Annotated in this window: 15 protein-coding genes; 13 read left to right on the top strand and 2 right to left on the bottom strand. The window is 44.2% G+C overall.

The window, feature by feature from the left end:
• Positions 1-33: 33 nt before the first annotated feature.
• Together ACZ0NX_RS01570 and ACZ0NX_RS01565 are read left to right on the top strand one after the other, a co-directional pair.
• A complete protein-coding gene (locus ACZ0NX_RS01570; protein ID WP_464405129.1) occupies positions 34-1,491 on the top strand; it encodes a PIF1 family DEAD/DEAH box helicase in 1,458 nt (485 codons plus the stop codon).
• Positions 1,492-1,841: 350 nt separating this feature from the next.
• Positions 1,842-3,671: a proline--tRNA ligase gene (locus ACZ0NX_RS01565; protein ID WP_415689615.1), complete on the top strand. Its 1,830-nt coding sequence runs from the start codon at positions 1,842-1,844 to the stop codon at positions 3,669-3,671.
• 190 nt (positions 3,672-3,861) lie between these two features.
• On the opposite strand, the gene ACZ0NX_RS01560 is transcribed toward ACZ0NX_RS01565, so the two are convergent.
• On the bottom strand, positions 3,862-4,452 hold the full coding sequence (locus ACZ0NX_RS01560) for a single-stranded DNA-binding protein (protein ID WP_464405127.1): 591 nt from the start codon (positions 4,450-4,452) through the stop codon (positions 3,862-3,864).
• 345 nt (positions 4,453-4,797) lie between these two features.
• Entirely contained in the window at positions 4,798-6,930 is a 2,133-nt protein-coding gene (locus ACZ0NX_RS01555; RefSeq protein WP_464405125.1) for a M13 family metallopeptidase, read from the bottom strand.
• Between the two features lie 91 nt (positions 6,931-7,021).
• On the opposite strand from ACZ0NX_RS01555, the gene map reads away from it, so the two are divergent.
• The 11 genes from map (at position 7,022) to ACZ0NX_RS01500 (ending at position 18,913) form a co-directional block, all read left to right on the top strand.
• Positions 7,022-7,795: a type I methionyl aminopeptidase gene (map, locus tag ACZ0NX_RS01550; protein WP_415689620.1), complete on the top strand. Its 774-nt coding sequence runs from the start codon at positions 7,022-7,024 to the stop codon at positions 7,793-7,795.
• An 80-nt stretch (positions 7,796-7,875) separates the two neighbouring features.
• Positions 7,876-8,997: a peptide chain release factor 2 gene (prfB, locus tag ACZ0NX_RS01545; RefSeq protein WP_060787238.1), complete on the top strand. Its 1,122-nt coding sequence runs from the start codon at positions 7,876-7,878 to the stop codon at positions 8,995-8,997.
• A gap of 112 nt (positions 8,998-9,109) precedes the next feature.
• Complete coding sequence (ftsE, locus tag ACZ0NX_RS01540) at positions 9,110-10,420, top strand: cell division ATP-binding protein FtsE (RefSeq protein WP_464405155.1); 1,311 nt, start codon at positions 9,110-9,112, stop codon at positions 10,418-10,420.
• A complete protein-coding gene (gene ftsX / locus ACZ0NX_RS01535) occupies positions 10,420-11,343 on the top strand; it encodes a permease-like cell division protein FtsX (RefSeq protein ID WP_060787240.1) in 924 nt (307 codons plus the stop codon). Before ftsE ends, ftsX begins: the two co-directional genes overlap by 1 nt.
• Before the next feature lie 141 nt (positions 11,344-11,484).
• Positions 11,485-12,873 (top strand): CHAP domain-containing protein, encoded by a 1,389-nt coding sequence (locus ACZ0NX_RS01530; RefSeq protein WP_415695593.1) that lies wholly within the window; start codon positions 11,485-11,487, stop codon positions 12,871-12,873.
• Between the two features lie 31 nt (positions 12,874-12,904).
• Positions 12,905-13,393 carry an SsrA-binding protein SmpB gene (smpB, locus tag ACZ0NX_RS01525; RefSeq protein WP_004130644.1) on the top strand — a complete coding sequence of 163 codons (489 nt, stop codon included), beginning with the start codon at positions 12,905-12,907 and terminating at the stop codon, positions 13,391-13,393.
• Positions 13,394-13,777: 384 nt separating this feature from the next.
• Positions 13,778-14,704, top strand: coding sequence for an ABC transporter substrate-binding protein (locus ACZ0NX_RS01520; RefSeq protein WP_415689625.1), 927 nt, complete (start codon positions 13,778-13,780; stop codon positions 14,702-14,704).
• Positions 14,705-14,875: 171 nt separating this feature from the next.
• Entirely contained in the window at positions 14,876-15,871 is a 996-nt protein-coding gene (locus tag ACZ0NX_RS01515) for an amino acid ABC transporter permease (RefSeq protein WP_464405123.1), read from the top strand.
• Between the two features lie 115 nt (positions 15,872-15,986).
• Positions 15,987-16,808: an amino acid ABC transporter ATP-binding protein gene (locus tag ACZ0NX_RS01510; RefSeq protein WP_060786623.1), complete on the top strand. Its 822-nt coding sequence runs from the start codon at positions 15,987-15,989 to the stop codon at positions 16,806-16,808.
• 230 nt (positions 16,809-17,038) lie between these two features.
• Positions 17,039-18,004, top strand: a complete 966-nt coding sequence (locus tag ACZ0NX_RS01505; protein ID WP_060786624.1) for an ABC transporter substrate-binding protein — start codon at positions 17,039-17,041, stop codon at positions 18,002-18,004.
• A 33-nt stretch (positions 18,005-18,037) separates the two neighbouring features.
• Positions 18,038-18,913, top strand: coding sequence for an amino acid ABC transporter permease (locus ACZ0NX_RS01500; protein WP_464405153.1), 876 nt, complete (start codon positions 18,038-18,040; stop codon positions 18,911-18,913).
• The last annotated feature ends 19 nt before the right edge of the window (positions 18,914-18,932 follow it).

The raw sequence follows: 18,932 nt of genomic DNA, 5'->3' as shown, positions 1-18,932 counted from the left end.
AAACGTAAATAGCGCAAATAAAAGGTGCTGCCAATGAAGCAATCGGAAGCGTTAGAAATAATAAACGCGGGTGCAAGCGTGTTTTTAACGGGCGCTCCTGGGTCTGGAAAAACGTATGTTTTAAACCAGGCGGTTCGCTCAATGCGTGAAAACGGTTTAAGCGTTGCTGTAACAGCTTCAACCGGTATTGCAGCAACTCATTTAAACGGCCAAACTATTCACTCGTGGAGTGGAACAGGCGTTGCAAACGCGCTTACCGATTCGCTTCTTAAAACCATTCGATCTAGGCGCGCAAAGCGCATAAAAGCCACGGATGTGCTTGTGTTGGACGAAGTTTCCATGATTCACGCTTGGCTTTTCGACATGGTTGACGAAGTGTGCCGTAAGTTGCGCAAAAATGATTTGCCATTTGGCGGCCTTCAAGTGGTGGTTTCTGGCGATTTCTTCCAGCTTCCGCCTGTTAGTACGTCTACGCGAAATCGCGATGTATTCGAGCCTAGCCCGGAGTTTATTGCATCGCGCGAAAAATATGCGGCCGCTGGCAAAAATCCCGAAGGCTATATTACGGAATCGTTTGCGTGGGATTCTCTAAAACCTGTTGTGTGCTATTTAACAGAGCAACACAGGCAAGATGATGGCAAGTTGCTTAATGTTTTAACGGATATTCGCTGCGGGCGTGTGAGCGATGAAGATAAGCAAGTGCTTGCTAGTCGCCTTGGCGAATATCCTCAAGATAGCGAAGTTTCGGTTCATCTTTTCCCTACAAACTCGCAAGCGGACGGCTTAAATAATGTGCAGCTTGCAGCAATCGACTCTGAGCCTCACGAGTTTGTAGCAACAGAAGCTGGGCCAAAAAATCTTGTAGAGCGCTTAAAAAAGAACATGCTTGCCCCCGAGCGTCTTGTGCTAAAGGCTGGTGCAGCTGTAATGGCTTTGCGAAACGACCAAGATAAGCAATATGTGAACGGTTCTGTTGGGCGCGTATTGCGATTTGTGCCTGAATCCAAAGGTGGCTGGCCTATTGTTGAGTTTGAAAACGGCAATATTGTTACTCTTAAGCCTGCTGCGTGGGAGATGACGGATGGCGAAACGGTTCTTGCTAGCGTAAATCAAGTGCCACTTAGATGTGCGTGGGGAATTACGATTCATAAGTCGCAAGGCATGACGCTTGATAGTGCTGTTATGGATTTGCGCCGTACTTTTGCGCCTGGAATGGGCTATGTTGCGCTTTCGCGTGTGGAAAATTTGAGCGGGCTTTATTTAGAGGGCATTAATGACAGCGCGTTTAGTGTTTGCACGGATGCTGTGATTCTTGATGGTTCTTTGCGTGAAGCTTCTAAACGCGCTAGTGAGCTGCTTGCTAGCGAGGGCGTTCGCGCGTTTGAAGCTGGTAAGGCAAATGGTGATTTTGCGAATCAGCAAGAGTTTGATATTTTTTGCGCTAGCGATTATGCAGATAATGACGAATTTTCCTTTGACGACGAGTTTTAGATTTAGTTTTTGTTTAAACGGTGTTCTTGCTTTTGTTTCCCGAATTGGCCGAAATGGGAACAAACGCGGGGGAAAGGGAACAAACGCGGGCGCGACGACCTGCCTTCGAGCTTAAAGCGTAGCGCGCGAACGATTCTCGTGTTGTGTTCCGCTTTTTGTACCATTTTTTGGCCAAATTTGGTACAAAGTGCGGAGTTGTTTGACGCTTTTTGTACGTGTTTTGGGTCAAATTTGGTACAAAGTGCGGAAAAGTTTGACGGATTTTGGTACAAAGTCGGGAAAGTGTTTTTGCTTTTGTTTAGTAGTGTAAACAAGTGTTTATGTCCTCATGCGCAAATAGATTGGAACGCATGGATTCTAATGTACTTCGTATGTCTAAACTGTTCCTTCGTACGCTGCGCGAAGACCCAGCAGACGCGGACGTGACCTCCGCAAAACTCATGCAGCGCGCAGGATACATTCGTAAATCCGCTCCAGGTGTGTGGACGTGGTTGCCGCTAGGTTTAAAGGTACTCAACAAGGTTCAAGCGATTATTCGCGAAGAAATCAACGGTATTGGCGCTCAAGAAGTTCACTTCCCAGCGCTTCTTCCACGTGAGCCTTACGAGGCTACTAATCGTTGGGAAGAGTACGGAGACAACATTTTCCGCCTTAAGGATCGCCATGAGGCTGACTATCTTCTTGCTCCAACGCACGAGGAAGTCTTTACTCTTCTTGTAAAAGACATGTATTCTTCGTACAAGGATTTGCCACTAACCTTGTACCAGATTCAAACTAAGTATCGCGACGAGTTCCGCCCTCGCGCTGGCCTTATTCGCGGCCGCGAGTTTATTATGCAAGACGCTTACTCGTTCTCGATTGACGAAGATGGTTTGAAGTCTGCTTATGTAGAAGAGCGTGCTGCTTATTCGCGCATCTTTGACCGTCTGGGTATTAAATACGTGATTGTTCACGCTGTTTCTGGCCCAATGGGAGGGTCTGATTCCGAGGAATTCCTGGCTCCTATGGCGATTGGCGAAGATACTTTTGCTCTCGCTCCTTCTGGCAAGGCTTGGAATGTTGAGGCTTTGACCACGCCAGAAATGCCAGATGTTGACTACTCTGCAACTCCTGCTATGCAGGCTCTTGATACTCCAAACGCTAAGACGATTGAGGATTTGGTTAAAGTTTCTAATGATTTGCATCCGCGCAAAGACGGACGCGAATGGCAAGCTAGCGACACCTTAAAGAACTTGATTATTGCTGTTAAGCATCCTGCAGATGCAGCTGGCGGCGAGCATGATGAGCCATGGCGAGAAATCGTAGCAATTGGTGTTCCAGGAGATCGCCAAGTAGATATGAAGCGTCTTGAAGCTCAATTTGCTCCAGCAGAAATCGAAGAAGCAACCGAGGATGATTTAAAGGCGCATCCTGAGTTTGTTAAGGGCTATATTGGCGCTGGCGTTTTGGGTCCGCAGGCACGCAAAGATGGCAGCAAAATTGCTTGCCCAGTTCGCTACTTGATTGATGCTCACGTTGCAAAGGGTAGTGAGTGGATTACAGGAGCAGACGAAGAGGGCAAGCACGTTTACAACGCTGTGTACGGCCGCGATTTTGAGGCGGATGGTGTTGTGGAGGCAGCTCTTGTTCGTAGCGGCGACATGAGCCCAGACGGTTCTGGCCCGCTTAGCTTTGAGCGCGGCGTGGAAATTGGCCAGGTGTTCCAGCTTGGATTAAAGTATTCAAAGGCTTTGGGCTTAAGTGTTCTTAACGAAAACGGCAAGTCGGTTCCAGTGTGGATGGGCTGCTACGGCATCGGCGTTAGCCGCGTAATCGCATGCCTCGCAGAAACGCACCACGACGAAGCTGGACTTGCGTGGCCAATGGCAATTGCTCCTGCTCAGGTTCATGTTGTTGCAACAGGCAAAGATCAGGTTGCTTTCGATGCTGCCGAAAAGCTTGTTGACGAGCTTAGCAAGCAGGGAATCGAAGTAATCTTCGACGATCGTCCAAAGGTTTCTCCAGGCGTAAAGTTTAAGGATGCGGAGCTTGTTGGCGTGCCTCTGGTTGCTGTTGCTGGACGAGACACCGTAAACAATGGCACGATTGAAATCCGCAATCGCAACGGTTCTGCTGTAGAAGCGGTTCCAGTTGACGAGGCAGCGGCTCGCATTGTAGAGCGCGTTCGCGAGCAGTTGTAATCTGCTAACTAAAACAGCTAAAACAGCTAAAACAATATTGCCGTTGATATAATGCATTGCATATTTGATATTTGCATATTTGCTATTTTCGTATGTGTGCATTATTTTCAGCGGCAATATTGCTATGAATATCAGCAAAATTTTAAAGAACACTATACTTGAGTCTAATGTTTAATATCATTAGACTTTTCTAAAACTCATTGGCGCCTCCTTCAATGTCGTCGTATTGATTTTCATCTAATTGGCCTCCAAAATCGGTTGTTTCTTCATCTTCTTGAGTAGAAGAATGTGATTTTGAAGACTGTGATTTAGAAGACATTGGGTTCTTGATTGCAAAGTTTTGGTTTTGACCATCTGCGGATTCGTTATAGTCTTTGTTTTTAGACTCTGCATTTACAATGTTTTTGTTTTTTGCATACGAAGTCTTAGTAAATTCACTGATTCCGCGATTTAGGTCGTGTCCGATTGATGTTGCCTCTAGAACCACACGCGATCGGTCTTCTCCATCTTTGTGCCAAGATTCCGTGTTTAAATTTCCGCAAACTACGATTGCGTCTCCCTTATGCACGCTTTTTAGCACGTTTGACGCCAGCGATTTGTATGCTTTTACGGTCATCCATGTTGTTGGGCGCTCCTTCCACGCTTTTTCTTCGCTGTGGTAGTAAGAAGATGTGCTTCCGATTCTAAGTGAGCATGCGGGCGCGTTTTCGTTGCGACTAAAGTTTACTGGGTCACTACCAACGTATCCGCTGATTGTTAATGTTGCTTGTTGCTGTGCCATATTTTTCAACCTTTCAAAAGTTTGGACTGCGACTAATTTAAGTCTCGAAGTTCATCGCGCAAAACCGTGTTGATTATCGTGGCTTTTGGCAAATTCGCCGCAGTAAAATCAACTATGATATATGAAAAATAGTTGTGCAAGATATTTTTATCAATGTGGTTAAAGCCTATGTTTTATACACATTGATAAAAAATCCTTGACAAAATAGGCAAAAGCGAGTAGAGAAAACCAGACGTTAAGTAGCACAGATACTCAAGCGATACAAAAAAGCCTGCTTACGTATTAAACGCTTGCAGGCTTCTATATTTTGATTTATTTTTGACTTATTTGCGACTTATCTGCGACTTACCAAATGTGTACGCGCTCGCTTGAATCGAGCCACATCTCGTCGCCTTCCTTAACATCGAAAGCATCGTAGAACAAGTCAACATTTCGCGCAATGCCGTTAGTGCGGCACTCTGCAGGGGAGTGTGGGTCGATTTGAAGGTATTGCTCCGCAATCTCGTTACGAGACTTAGAGCGCCAGACCAACGCGTAGCTTAAGAAGAATCGCTGCAAAGCAGTGAAACCATCAATCTTAGGAGCGTTTAGCAAAGTTTCGCGAATCGCAGCGTCGCTTCCGTCGATTTCTTGCCCCTTGCTCTTTTGCAAAGCAAAAGCGTAGGCTTTAAGCGCAATAGTTACGCCGCTTAAATCACCAATATTCTCACCGATTGTTAAAGCGCCATTTACGTGAGGCATTGCATCTCGCTCTTCTTTGCTCTTTAAGTGAGAGTATTTAACAATCAGCTGCGTTGGCGTAAACGCATTGTATTGCTCAATAAGCTTTTTAGTGCGCTCAGTAAAGTTGGTCTTGTCTTCTTCTGTCCACCAATTGTTAAGCACGCCGTCGCCGTCGTATTCGCAACCTTGGTCGTCAAAACCGTGGCCGATTTCGTGGCCAATCACGGCACCAATAGCGCCGTAATTGGCTGCGTCTGGAGCGCTCGGGCTAAAGAATGGTGGTTGCAAAATCGCAGCTGGGAACACAATTACGTTAAGTAATGGATCGTAGTAAGCGTTAACAGTTTGCGGAGTCATCTGCCATTCTTCGCGGTCCACAGGTTTTCCAACTTTTGCAGTATACCTACCAAACGCAAATCTAGAAACTTCGCGCATATTATCAATTAAGCCAGCGTCTTCCCTAATATTTAGCGCAGAGTAGTCAATCCAATGGTTTGTGTAACCAATATTTGGCTCAAACTTGCTAAGCTTTTCCAAGGCCTTTGCCTTAGTCTCCTCGCCAAGCCAGCTGCTGTGAGAAATCGACTCGCGGTAAGCGTTAATAAGATTGCTAACTAAGCCTTGCATATACTTTTTAGACGACTCAGGGAAGTGCAAGCGCACGTACTCGCGGCCAACTTCTTCGCCGCAAGCATCGTCAACAACTCCGATTGCGCGCTTCCAGCGGTCGCGAGGCTTTGTGGCGCCAGAAAGCACTTTGCCGTAGAAGTCGAATCTAGCTCCAGCAAAGTCTTCGCTCAACATGCTTGCCCAGCACAAAATCACGTGCACGCGTGCCCAAAGCTTTAAATCTTCTAAGTCGGCTTCTTGCCAAATCTTATTCAATCCTTCTATAAAGCTTGGCTCGTGAACTATTACTTTGCTAAAAGCTTTGCGAACATTAATTGGCTGATTCTTTGCTTCTTCCGAGTCATCGTAAGCCTTTTGGGCAGCATCCAAGAATGCGTCAAGATTCAGCGCTTCAAGCGTTTTTGCCAAATCCTCATAATTGTAAGGATTATAAGTTTTTTGAGAATCGCGAGTTGCTACGTTATCCCAGTGGTTGCTTGCGATTTGCGTTTCCACCTTCAAAAAGAGCTCGGCAAGTTCCTGGCTAGCGGCAGCATCTGCATACCCAGCCAATCGCAGCAAAGAAGCCACCATTTTTACGTATTCTTCGCGAATTGGAGCGTAACTATCCTCGCGATAGTACGCTTCGTCTGGCAAGCCCAATCCACCCTGCTCAATATGCATAACATTTGTTTTAGGGTCTTTAGGGTCTCCGTAAACACCAAAACCAAACATTGCATTTGGGCCGCCGTATGGAGTAAGAGTAGCAATAGTGCGAACCAAATCTTCTTTACTGGCCGCCGCATCAACAGCGTCTAAATCGCCTTTAATTGGCGTAATTCCAGCTTTTTCAATAGCTGCAGTATCCAAATATTTACGGTACAAAGTTTGCGATTTTTTGGCTGGGCAATCTTCGCTTTCTAAAATATCTCGAATTTGCGTCTCTGCATCTTCTGAAAGCTTGTAGAAAGCACCAAACATTGGCTTATCTTCTGGAAGAGTGTAAGTGTCAATCCATGGACCGTTTACGTAACGGAATAAATCGTCTTGTGGTTGAATAACTGAAGAGAAGGAAGCTGGGTCAAAATTTACAGCGGAAATTTCTTTCTGCGTTTCTTTGTTATTAATTTCATTGTTATTAGGCATGTGCCTAGATTACAAGTATTAAGCGACATCATTAGCTAGTATTTTCGCCATATTTTGCGCTATTTTCGTGCCTGCGCGTTAGTCTTAAATCATGATTGAACTTAAAACTCCATCCGAGATTGAAGCTATGAAGCCTGCGGGTCGCTTCGTTGGTAGTATTCTTAAAGATTTACAAGCAATGACAAAAGTTGGCACAAATCTTCTTGAGATTGATGACTTTGTTCGCCAACGCATTATGAGCCGTAAAGGTGCGTCTTCTTGCTATGTTGACTATGCTCCCGATTTTGGAACTGGTCCTTTTGCGCACTACATTTGCACATCTGTAAACGATGCAGTTCTTCACGGAGTTCCATACGATTACAACCTTAAAGATGGCGATTTGTTGACTCTTGACTTGGCGATTAACGTTGACGGATGGGTTGGAGATTCTGCTGTTAGCTTTGTGGTTGGAAAGCATGCGGACCCTGAGGATTTGCGCTTGATTAAGTGCACTGAGGAAGCTTTGGAGGCTGGAATTAACATGGCTCAGCCTGGAAACCGCCTTGGCGATATCTCTGCAGCTGTTGGTTGCGTTGCTCACGAGTATGGCTACAGCGTAAATCTTGAGTTTGGCGGCCATGGAGTTGGTCATATTATGCATGGCGATCCGCATGTTCCTAACGATGGCACTGCTCACCACGGCTACAAGCTTCGCCCAGGCTTGGTTATTGCGATTGAGCCATGGTTCTTAAAGACTACTGACGAGATTTATCAAGATCCAAAAGATGGTTGGACTCTTCGCTCTGCTGATGGTTCTCGCGGCGCTCACAGCGAGCATACGATTGCAATTACGGAGAATGGCCCAGAGATTTTGACCGTACGCTAGACTTATAAATAGTTGATTTTGTAAGTATTTTGCAAGTAGTAATTGCGTAAAACAAGTATATAAAGAGGTACTTTAAGTAAATGGCGGAATTTGATTTTGCCCAAGCGTTAAATGATGTTGAAGCAAAGTATTCTTCGATTTCTAAAGCAATAGATGTCGATTCGTTGAAGTCTACGATTGCAGATTTAGAAAAGCAGGCTGCTGAGCCTGGACTTTGGGATGATTCTGAGCATGCTCAGCAAGTTACAAGTAAGCTTTCTGCAGCTCAGTCTCAGCTAAAGCGTTTGCAAGCTGTAGATCAGCGCATTGAAGACGCTAAGACTTTGATTGAGCTTGGCCAAGAAGAAGGCGATGCTGATTCAATGAATGAAGCTCAAGAGGAGCTTGGCTCTATTGCTCACGAGTTGGACGATATGGAAGTTCAGACTCTTCTTGACGGCGAATACGACGCGCGTGCGGCCGTTGTTACAATTCGTTCGGGCGCAGGCGGCGTGGACGCGGCTGATTTTGCGCAAATGCTACTTAGAATGTACTTGCGTTGGGCAGAGCGAAATGGCTACAAAACTAAGATGATGGACACATCTTATGCGGAAGAAGCTGGTATTAAATCCGCCACTTTCCAAGTGGATGCCCCATACGCGTATGGCCGTCTTTCTGTAGAAGGCGGAACGCACAGAATGGTTCGTATTTCGCCATTCGACAATCAAGGCAGGCGTCAAACTGGCTTTAGTGCTGTTGAAGTAATCCCACTTGTTGAAGCTACGGATCATATTGATATTCCAGATTCCGACATTCGCGTGGATACTTTCCAAGCTTCAGGACCTGGAGGCCAGGGTGTAAATACCACGTATTCTGCGGTTCGTATTACGCATTTACCAACCGGCTTGGTTGTTTCTATGCAAGATGAGCGCAGCCAGATTCAAAATCGCGCTGCAGCAATGGCAGTTTTGCAATCGCGTTTGCTTGTGTTAAAGCATGCGGAGGAAGCTGCAAAGAAGAAGGAACTTGCTGGAGATATTAAGGCAAGCTGGGGAGATCAGATGCGCTCTTACGTTCTTCACCCGTACCAGATGGTTAAGGATTTGCGCACAGGCTACGAAACCTCGCAAACTCAGGCTGTTTTTGACGGCGATATTGACGGCTTTATTGAAGCTGGTATTCGCTGGAGGCATGAGCAAAGAGTTGCTGCAAAACACTCATAGCTTGCTCTTAAGTTGCTTTGACTTTTGCAAAGCGCGTAAAATCAAAAACAATCTATAAAATAGTAAAAAGTAAAGCATATCGTTCAATAGTTCGTAAAGGAAAATGCAGAATATGTCTCTGATTTCGCTAGAACATGTGTCGAAGATTTATCCTAAGGGCACGCGTCCTGCTTTGGACGATATTTCTTTAGAAGTTAATCGTGCTGACTTTGTGTTTCTTGTTGGAGCGTCTGGCTCTGGCAAAACCACTCTTTTAAGTTTGCTGTTGCGCGAAGAGGAAGCAACTAAGGGCGAGATTCACGTTGCTGGCAATGACTTGCGCCGCCTTGTAAATCGCCAGGTTCCGCAGTATAGAAGGTCGCTCGGCTTTATTTTCCAGGATTATAAGCTGCTGAACAATAAAACTGTGTATCAGAATGTGGCTTTTGCGCTAGAGGTTATTGGAACGAGTCGCTCTACAATTAAGTCGCTTGTTCCGCGCGTTTTGGAGACGGTTGGGTTAACGGGAAAAGAAAATAATTATCCGCACGAGCTTTCTGGCGGCGAGGCTCAGCGAGTTGCCATTGCGCGCGCGTACGTTAATCATCCGCAAATTCTTCTTGCAGATGAGCCTACTGGAAACTTGGATCCTACAACTTCGCTTGGAATTATGGAAGTTTTGGACGCCATTAATCGCACGGGTACTACGATTGTTATGGCTACGCATAACGAAGAGATTGTTAACTCTATGCGCAAGCGCGTTGTGGAGCTTCACGCTGGAAAGATTGTTCGAGATGAGCGCGAGGGTTCTTACGATTCTGCGCTTTACTTCCCAGATGCCGATGTTGAGCAAAAATCGAAGGCTCAGCAGGCTGTAGAAGGCGACTCCATTAGTGCGGCTGTTTCTTCGGCAAATGGTGATTCTAGCAATGACTCTAATGATGGCTCTAATGGCGTCTCTAACGCTGCAAATAGCGAAAACTCATCTGCAAACGCAGGCGATTTAGAGGAGTCGCAAGAAAATTATCGCTTTATGTCTAAACGTGCAAAGCGTGCTGCTCAAGCAAAACAGGCCATGGATGCTGTTGCTCAAACTCTGCAAAATGGTTCCGAAGACAACGAGGGCATTGCTCGTCTTGCGCAATCGGTTCATTCTGGCAGAACAGGTAGATATGGCGAGGTTTTCCAGCCTCTAGAAACCACTATGACTTGGGGACGTGGACTTTCGATTCCGCCTGCTCCTCCTGCGCAAAAGTCGGCAGATAAGGCAGATGGCGCGGATAACGCGGATAAGTCCGATGACGCAGATAATGCGAGTAACGCGGATAGTGCTGATAAGGTCGATAAGGCCGATAAGGCCGATAAGGTTGATAACACGGATAACACGAGTAACGCAGATAGCGCAGATAACAGCGAAAATCTTAAGAACGAAGGAGACGAGTAATGCGATTAAGGTTTATATTCTCCGAAACGTGTATTAGCCTACGCAGAAACGTTTCTATGATTATTTCGGTAATGCTCGTTACCTTTATATCGTTCTTGTTTATAGGCGCATCCGTTCTTATGCAGGCGCAAATCACAAAAGCTAAGGGCGATTGGTACGACAAAGTGGAAGTGGTTGCGTGGCTTTGCCCAGATGGAACAAGTCAGGCAGCGTCTTGCGCTTCTGGAAAAGCTCCAACAAAGAGCGAAATCGTAAAGTTAGAAAACATTATTAACCAAGAACTTGGCTCAGACGTTTCAAACATAACTTACGTTAGTAGAAGCGAGTTTTACAAGAACACTTTTCTTAAGCAATATCCTAATGGCTTATATCAAGGGCGTACTTTAACCGCTGCCGATATGCAGGATTCTTTGCGATTAAAGCTTACAAATCCAACAAAATATCAAGTTGTTTCCGAAGTTCTTTCTGGGCGTGATGGCGTAGAAGAAGTTGTAGACCAAAGGCAGATTTTTGACCCTGTGTTTAGTGTTTTAAATCATGCAACAGCTGTAACTATTGTGCTTGCTGCAGTAATGGTTGTTGTTGCGATTATGCTTACAGGAACTACAATTCGCATGTCTGCAGCCTCTAGAAAGCAAGAAACAGAGATTATGCGACTTGTGGGCGCTTCTAATTGGACGATTCGTATGCCGTTTATTTTAGAGGGCGCTTTTGCTTCCCTTATAGGATCTTTGCTTTCGGGGTGCGCCCTTAGCATTGTTGTTAAAGTGTTTATTACGGATTGGCTTGCGCAAAACGTTCGCTGGATGCCGTTTGTTAATCAGGCTACTGTTTGGATGACTGTTCCAGCGCTAGTTCTGGGGGCTGTTTTGCTTTCGATAGTCGCCTCCGCGTTTGCTCTTAGACGCTATTTGCAGGCGTAAATAATCTTAAATAATAAGTGTTGTAAAGCTTAAGATTAGTTTGAAACGCTTATGCTCAGTAGGATTTTCAATGTATAATTCGCATTAGTGCTTGTAAAGGTTTGAAAGGAAAACATGTTGGGTAGCAAGTTGGAAAGCAAGTTGAGTAGCAAAAGATGTTATTTTTACTATTCTAAACGCGTAGCTGTTAGTGCAATTGCGCTAAGTGTTATTATGCTTTCTACAGTTGCTACTTTGATTGCATACAAGCCTTTGCGTGCCGATGCAGTAACAATGCAAGACTATAACCGAAAAGTGCAAAGTAATGCGGCGCTTAAAAAGCAGCTGGCTGGTGTTAGTAAGCAACTTGCAGATAAGATTTTAGAGCTTAACGATTTAAACGAACATAAAATTCCAAACCAGATTCGAGCTACTCAGCAGGCTCAAGATCAAGCTCAGCAGGCCATGAGTCTTGTGGAGTCTACAAATCAGCGTTTGCAGTCTGCTCAAAAAGATAAGCGCGATTTGGAAGAAAAGATTAAAAAAACTGGCGAAGATTTTGACGATGCAAAGGCTGCTGTGGCTGCGCTTGCTAGAAAAAGTTTCCACGGCTCAAATGCTTCTAACGTAATGGCAATGGTTACTAATTCAACAACAACCGAGCAGTTTGTTGGTAAACTTCAGTCTGAGGCTGCAGTTGCACGCAGTGAGGCGAATGCTGCTAACGATGCAGCTGTTACTTTGAGCAACTCAATGAATAGACGCCAGCGTTTGGCTGCTATAGAAACCGCGATTGAAAAGTTAAAGCAAAAAGCTCAAGATCAGGCTCAGAGTGCGCAGGCTGCTGCTAAGGCTGCTCTAGATAAGCAGCGTTCTTTGCAGGCTTTGCGAGACCAGGGAAGTGCTCTTAGAAAGCAGTTGGAAAGCCAAAAGAGCAGTCTTACTTCTCGCGCAGCTAGAGAGGCTGCGGAAATTGTTGAGTTAAAATCTCAAATCGACGCTCAAGCTAGGGCTTTGGCTGCTACGGCTGCTGCAAGAATGAACCCTAACGCTAATCGCCAGCAAATGCGTGGCGGCGGGTGGAGCGCTCCTAATTTGCCAGCTTTGCCTCTTTCTAATGGCGCTGCAAATGGAATGAATTACACGGTTCCTGGAAACTGTGCGGCGGGTTCGGGCAATTGCTATGGCCACAATACTGGAAACACGGTTGGCGGCTCTGCGTACCCTGCTCGCCAGTGCACACTTTGGGCGTATATGCGTAGATCGCAGCTTGGATTGCCTGTTGGATCGTTTATGGGAAACGGCGCGGAATGGGCGAATTCTGGGCGAAAGCTAGGATATTTGGTAAATCGCACTCCGCATGTTGGCGCTATTATGGTGTTTAGTAGGGGTGCTGCTGGATCCGACCCTACGTACGGCCACGTTGCTGTTGTTGAGCGTGTAAACTCCGACGGCTCTGTGCTTATATCCGAAGGTGGCGTTGGTTTTGCAACGTTCCCATCTTATAGAACAATTCCTAATGCAGGAAATTACGAGTACGTACATTATTAGAGTTTATTAAACGCTTTTTGCGGAGGGCATTTTGGATAAAAAACCTGGTTCAGATGGCACTTTAACTGTTGCAAGAAATAAAAAAGCAAATCACGACTACGCGATTGAAGATTGCTACGAAGCGGGCATTGCTCTTACTGGAACCGAAGTTAAGTCTTTACGAGAAGGCAGAGCTTCTTTAGCCGAGGCTTTTGTAAACATTGATAGGCGTGGCGAGATTTGGCTAGAAGGCGCAAATATTCCAGAATATCTAAATGGAACGTGGAATAATCATGCCCCTAAGCGTAAGCGCAAGCTGCTTCTTCACGCGGTTCAAATTGCTAAGCTTTCTAGGCAGATTGAAGCTAAGGGCTATACGATTGTGCCTTTGAGGATTTATTTTAAAGGTAGCTACGCTAAAGTTGAGATTGCTCTGGCGCGAGGCAAAAAAGAGTACGATAAGCGGCAAGCTTTGCGCGAAGAGCAAGATAAGCGCGAGGCTTTGCGAGCTATGCGATACAAAAATATGCAATCTAGGTGATTCGCCGTTTTGCTCAACATTTTCGGTAAGTTTTTCCCGATTTTGTTGCACGACACGCTGATTTGAACAACATTCTCGGTAAAACTTTCCCGATTTTGTAGCTGATTTTGCCGTGTTGAACAACATTTTCGGGAAAATCTTGCGCTTTTTGTTACGCGACACGCCGTATATTATTCATTTTTGTGAATAATATACGGCTTTTGATTTTCGGATTCGTTATTTTTTGCTGATTTATATCGCATTTATGTATGGCAATTTATGAATATGCAGTTTTTGCATTTTCATAATCGCAATTTAGTAGGGATATCGTGTATAGTTATGCATATCACTGTAAATTATAAGTTATTGATTGTTTAAGACTGAAGGATTGAACAGGAGAAGAAAATGACTAACAGCAACACAATCTTTAAATCAATTAAGCCAATTGCAGCAATTGCAACTCTTGCATTGATTGGATGCACATGCGCATGCGGCCCTGCCGATTCTAAAGCAGCAGACCCAGATGTGGCACGCAGCTACGATGTAAGCAAAGTTCAAAAAGACGATGAGATTGCAAAGTTGGTTCCAGAAAGCGTTGCAAAAACTGGCGAACTAACTGTTGGCGTAAATGTTAGCTATGCTCCTGCAGAATTCTTTGCTGCCGATGGCAAAACCCCAGTCGGTTACGAAATTGATTTTTCTAAGGCGCTAGCAAAGTTGATGGGCTTAAAGGCTAAGATTATGCATGCTCAGTTTGATTCCATTATTCCAGCAATCGGAAGCAAGTATAACGTTGGAATCTCTGGCTTTACCGTAAATGCTGAGCGCATGAAGTCCGTTGATTTTGTAACGTACGCAAATGCTGGTTTATCTTTTGAAGTTCGTAAAGGCAATCCAACTAAGGTGGATCCAAAGAATCTTTGCGGTAAAAAAGTTACATTAGAAACTGGCACTGTTGGCGAACCAATCATGGAAGAAGCCAAGAAGCAGTGCGCTGCAAATAACGATAAGCCGCTAGAAATCATGAGCTTTAAGGATCAAACAGATGCCACTACAGCATTGCTTTCTGGCCGCGCAGACGTTATGTATGCAGATACTCCTGTGGCTGGTTACGCTGCAATAAAGAATAGCGGAAAGCTTGAGATTCTAGAAAGCAGCAACGACGCTGAGCCAATGGGCGCAGCTGTTAAAAAGGGCGATGCTAAAATGCTAAAGCTTATTAAGGCTGCAATCGATAAGCTTATGAAGAATGGCGTTTACAAAGACATTCTTAAAAAGTGGGGTGTTGAAAACGTTGCCATTAAAGAATCGCAAGTAAACCCAGAAGTCTGATTTTAAATTTGGCGTGCGTTTATAGCTATTAGCATAGGTAAATCGCACGCCTTATTTGTTTATCTGCCTATGTGTTTGCCTATGCATCTTCCTATGTATTTGCATTGATTTTCTACGCATTGCACACGTGTTAATTAGTAATCTACAACCCAAAGCTTTAATGGAGAAAGTATGTTTAACAATTTAAGTAAGAAGCATTTACAAAATTCGCCTAGCGGCGAGAGCGTTTTGCCGGTCAAAAATCCTGGACCAATCGTGGCTGGCGTAATCGTAGCAATAATCGCATGCTCGCTTCTTTATTCAATAGTCACCAATCCGCGATTTGAGTGGGATGTTGTTGGAATTTATCTTATAAGCAATAACGTTCTTACTGGTATTGGTTGGACTCTTATACTCACATTCTTGTCTATGATTATTGCAATCGTTCTTGCTATAGGATTGGCTATGATGCGCAAGAGTGTTAATCCTGTTTTGCGGGCTGTGAGTTGGTTCTTTATTTGGTTTTTCCGTGGTACGCCTGTTTATACGCAGCTTGTTTTTTGGGGTATGTTTGCTGTTCTTGTTCCTAAGTTGAGTATGGGTATTCCGTTTACGTCTGTTGAGTTTTTCTCGATTGATTCTAATGTTGTTATGACTTCTTTGAATGCTGCTGTTATTGGCTTGTCGCTTAATGAGGCTGCGTATTTGTCGGAGATTGTTCGTGCTGGCTTGGAGGCTGTGGATGCTGGTCAGGTTGAGGCTGCTCAGGCTTTGGGTATGGGTAGGTCTTTGACTATGCGTAGGGTTGTTTTGCCTCAGGCTATGCGTATTATTGTTCCGCCTTTGGGTAATGAGACTATTGGTATGCTTAAGACTACGTCTTTGGTTTTGGCTGTGCCTTTTACTTTGGAGCTTCAGTTTGCTACTAATGCTGTTGCTAATCGTATTTATAAGCCGATTCCGCTTCTTATTGTTGCTAGTATTTGGTATTTGGTGATTACGTCTGTTTTGATGGTTTTGCAGGTTATGTTGGAAAAGCATTTTGGCAAAGGATTCGAAGCAAAAGACATTGTAAACAATACGCAAATCAACTCGAATGCTGCAAAGCGCGGAGACAAGGCCATTAAAGCCGCTAGCAATGCGGTAAATGGTCGCAATAATGCAACAATGCTTGGTTTTAATGCGTAAGTTGCGTTAATCGTAGTGCTTAAGCTACTTATAGGTGTTTATAGGTGTTTATAGGTGTTTATAAGTGCATTATCAATGATAAAATTCCATTAGTTTTGATTAGATTTGAGGAAAAATGACTGATATTTTAACGGTTGATACACAAAGCCAAAATGTTACTAAAAGTGATACTCCAGCAGTAGTCATAGAGGATTTACACAAGTCCTTTGGCAATTTGCAAGTTCTTAAGGGCGTTAATATGACTGTTAAGCCAGGAAGCGTAACAGTTATACTTGGGCCTTCGGGAAGTGGAAAGTCAACTTTGCTGCGATTGGTGAATCAGCTAGAAACAATCACATCTGGAAAAATCACCATTTACGGCGAGCGCATTGGTGTAAAAACCGTTATGCGTAAGGGCAAAGAGGTTTTGCAGGCATTAAACGATAACGAGATTGCGGCTCAGCGCGCCAAGCTTGGAATGGTGTTCCAGCGTTTTAACTTGTTCCCACATATGACGGCTATTGAAAACGTTATGGAAGCGCCAGTGCACGTTTTGCACATGGATAAAATTGCAGCTCACGATTTAGCGGTTAAAGAGCTTGAGCGCGTTGGAATGGCAGACCGCGTAGATCATTATCCTTCTCAGCTTTCGGGCGGACAGCAGCAGCGAGTTGCGATTGCTCGCGCGCTTGCAATGAAGCCAGAAATCATGCTTTTTGATGAGCCTACATCTGCGCTAGATCCAGAGCTAGTTGGAGAAGTGCTTAATGTTATGCGAGACTTGGCAAACGATGGCATGACAATGATTGTTGTAACGCACGAGATTGGTTTTGCTCGAGAAGTTGCAGATCAGGTTGTGTTTATGGACGGTGGAAAAGTTGTTGAATGTGGAACGTCTGGAGTTATAGATAATCCGCAAACCGAAAGGTTTAAAGATTTTCTGCACAGCGTTTTGTAAGCTTAACATATAAATATAAATACGTAAAAATTAAGGCATTTTGCGTAAAATCATGAATAATTTATGGCTGTGGTGTTTGCTGCAGCCTTTTTATTTTGATTAGCACTATTATTCAAACAATTTTACGCAAAGAATATCTTGCACAATGTTTGGCATGTTTGCCTAATAACAAACATAGTGTAAAGTTGTTCATTGTTTGAATATTCCATCCAATTTATTCGGAGATTAGTATGAGTGATGCATGTTCTTCATGCGAATCAAACTCGCATAGTAAGAACGGCGTTCGTGTATCTCGTTGGCTAAGATTTGTTGCTGCGTTTACGTCGCTATCTTTACTAGGATTTTCTAGTGCTTGTGGAACAAGCGATGCGGTTGGGCCAGATCCTCTTTTAGCGCGTAGCTACGACGTTAATCGTATTAAAAAAGATAAAAATATTGCTGCAATGCTGCCAAAAAAGCTTGTTGAAAGTGGCGAGCTTGTAATGGGCACTAATGTTGGATATGCACCAGCAGGATTTTATGCTCGAGATGGAAAAACGGTTGTAGGCTACGAAATAGACTTAAACAAAGCGTTAGCAAAATTAATGGGGTTAAAGCTTCGCATTGTTCACGCGCCATTTGATGCGATTTTGCCATCTGTTGGAAGCAAATTCGACATTGGTGTTTCGGGATTTACGGTTAGCAAAGAGCGAGAAAAGTCGGTTGACTTTGTAACGTACGCGGATGCTGGTTTGCTTTTTGTTGTTAGAAAAGGCAATCCAACAAATGTGAATCTTAACGACTTATGCGGTAAAAAAGTGTCTGTACAAGTTGGCACAACAAGCGAAACTCAAATGTATGGTGCTAGAGATGTTTGCAAGGCAAGTCGTAAAGCTCCATTAGATGTTCTTGCTTTTAGGGAACAAACGGATGCTACAACTGCAGTAGTGGCGGGTCGTGCAGACGTTATGTATGCAGACGCTCCTGTTTCTAGTTTTGCGATTGATCAAACGGACGGTCAGTTGGAGCCGCTGGGTAAAAGCCGCGATAAAGCTCTTATGGGCATTATTGCTCAAAAAGGAGATACTCAGCTTGTGGAAGCAATAAAAGCTGGTATTGAAAAGCTAATACAAACGGGCGCGTATCAAGAAATAATGAAGGCGTGGGGCGTTGAAGACGTTATGATTAAGCACCCAGAAGTAAATCCAAAAGTCTGATTGTTTTTGGTTGTTTAGAGTAGGATTATGAACATGTTTGCTAAAAAGAACAACAACGAGCGCATTTTGCCAGTAAAAAATCCTGGGCCAATTATATCTGGCATTATTGTGGCGATTATAGCGTGTGCTCTTGTGTATTCAATTGCTACAAATCCTAGATTTGAGTGGGCAATCGTTTGGAAGTACATTTTTAACGAGAACGTTCTTGCTGGTATTGGTTGGACTTTGTTGTTGACTTTGCTTTCTATGGTTATTGCGATTGTTTTGGCTGTTTGTTTGGCTATGATGCGCAAGAGTGTTAATCCTGTTTTGCGGGCTGTGAGTTGGTTCTTTATTTGGTTTTTCCGTGGTACGCCTGTTTATACGCAGCTTGTTTTTTGGGGTATGTTTGCTGTTCTTGTTCCTAAGTTGAGTATGGGTATTCCGTTTACGTCTGTTGAGTTTTTCTCGATTGATTCTAATGTTGTTATGACTTCTTTGAATGCTGCTGTTATTGGCTTGTCGCTTAATGAGGCTGCGTATTTGTCGGAGATTGTTCGTGCTGGCTTGGAGGCTGTGGATGCTGGTCAGGTTGAGGCTGCTCAGGCTTTGGGTATGGGTAGGTCTTTGACTATGCGTAGGGTTGTTTTGCCTCAGGCTATGCGTATTATTGTTCCGCCTTTGGGTAATGAGACTATTGGTATGCTTAAGACTACGTCTTTGGTTTTGGCTGTGCCTTTTACTTTGGAGCTTCAGTTTGCTACTAATGCTGTTGCTAATCGTATTTATAAGCCGATTCCGCTTCTTATTGTTGCTAGTATTTGGTATTTGGTGATTACGTCTGTTTTGATGGTTTTGCAGGTTATGTTGGAAAAGCATTTTGGCAAAGGATTCGAAGCAAAAGCAGATAGCATTCATAGCAACAGATAGCATTAATTGCAAAACATGT

This window comes from Gardnerella rara (genome assembly GCF_055452355.1).
This window is presented reverse-complemented; position numbering and strand designations above follow the sequence as displayed.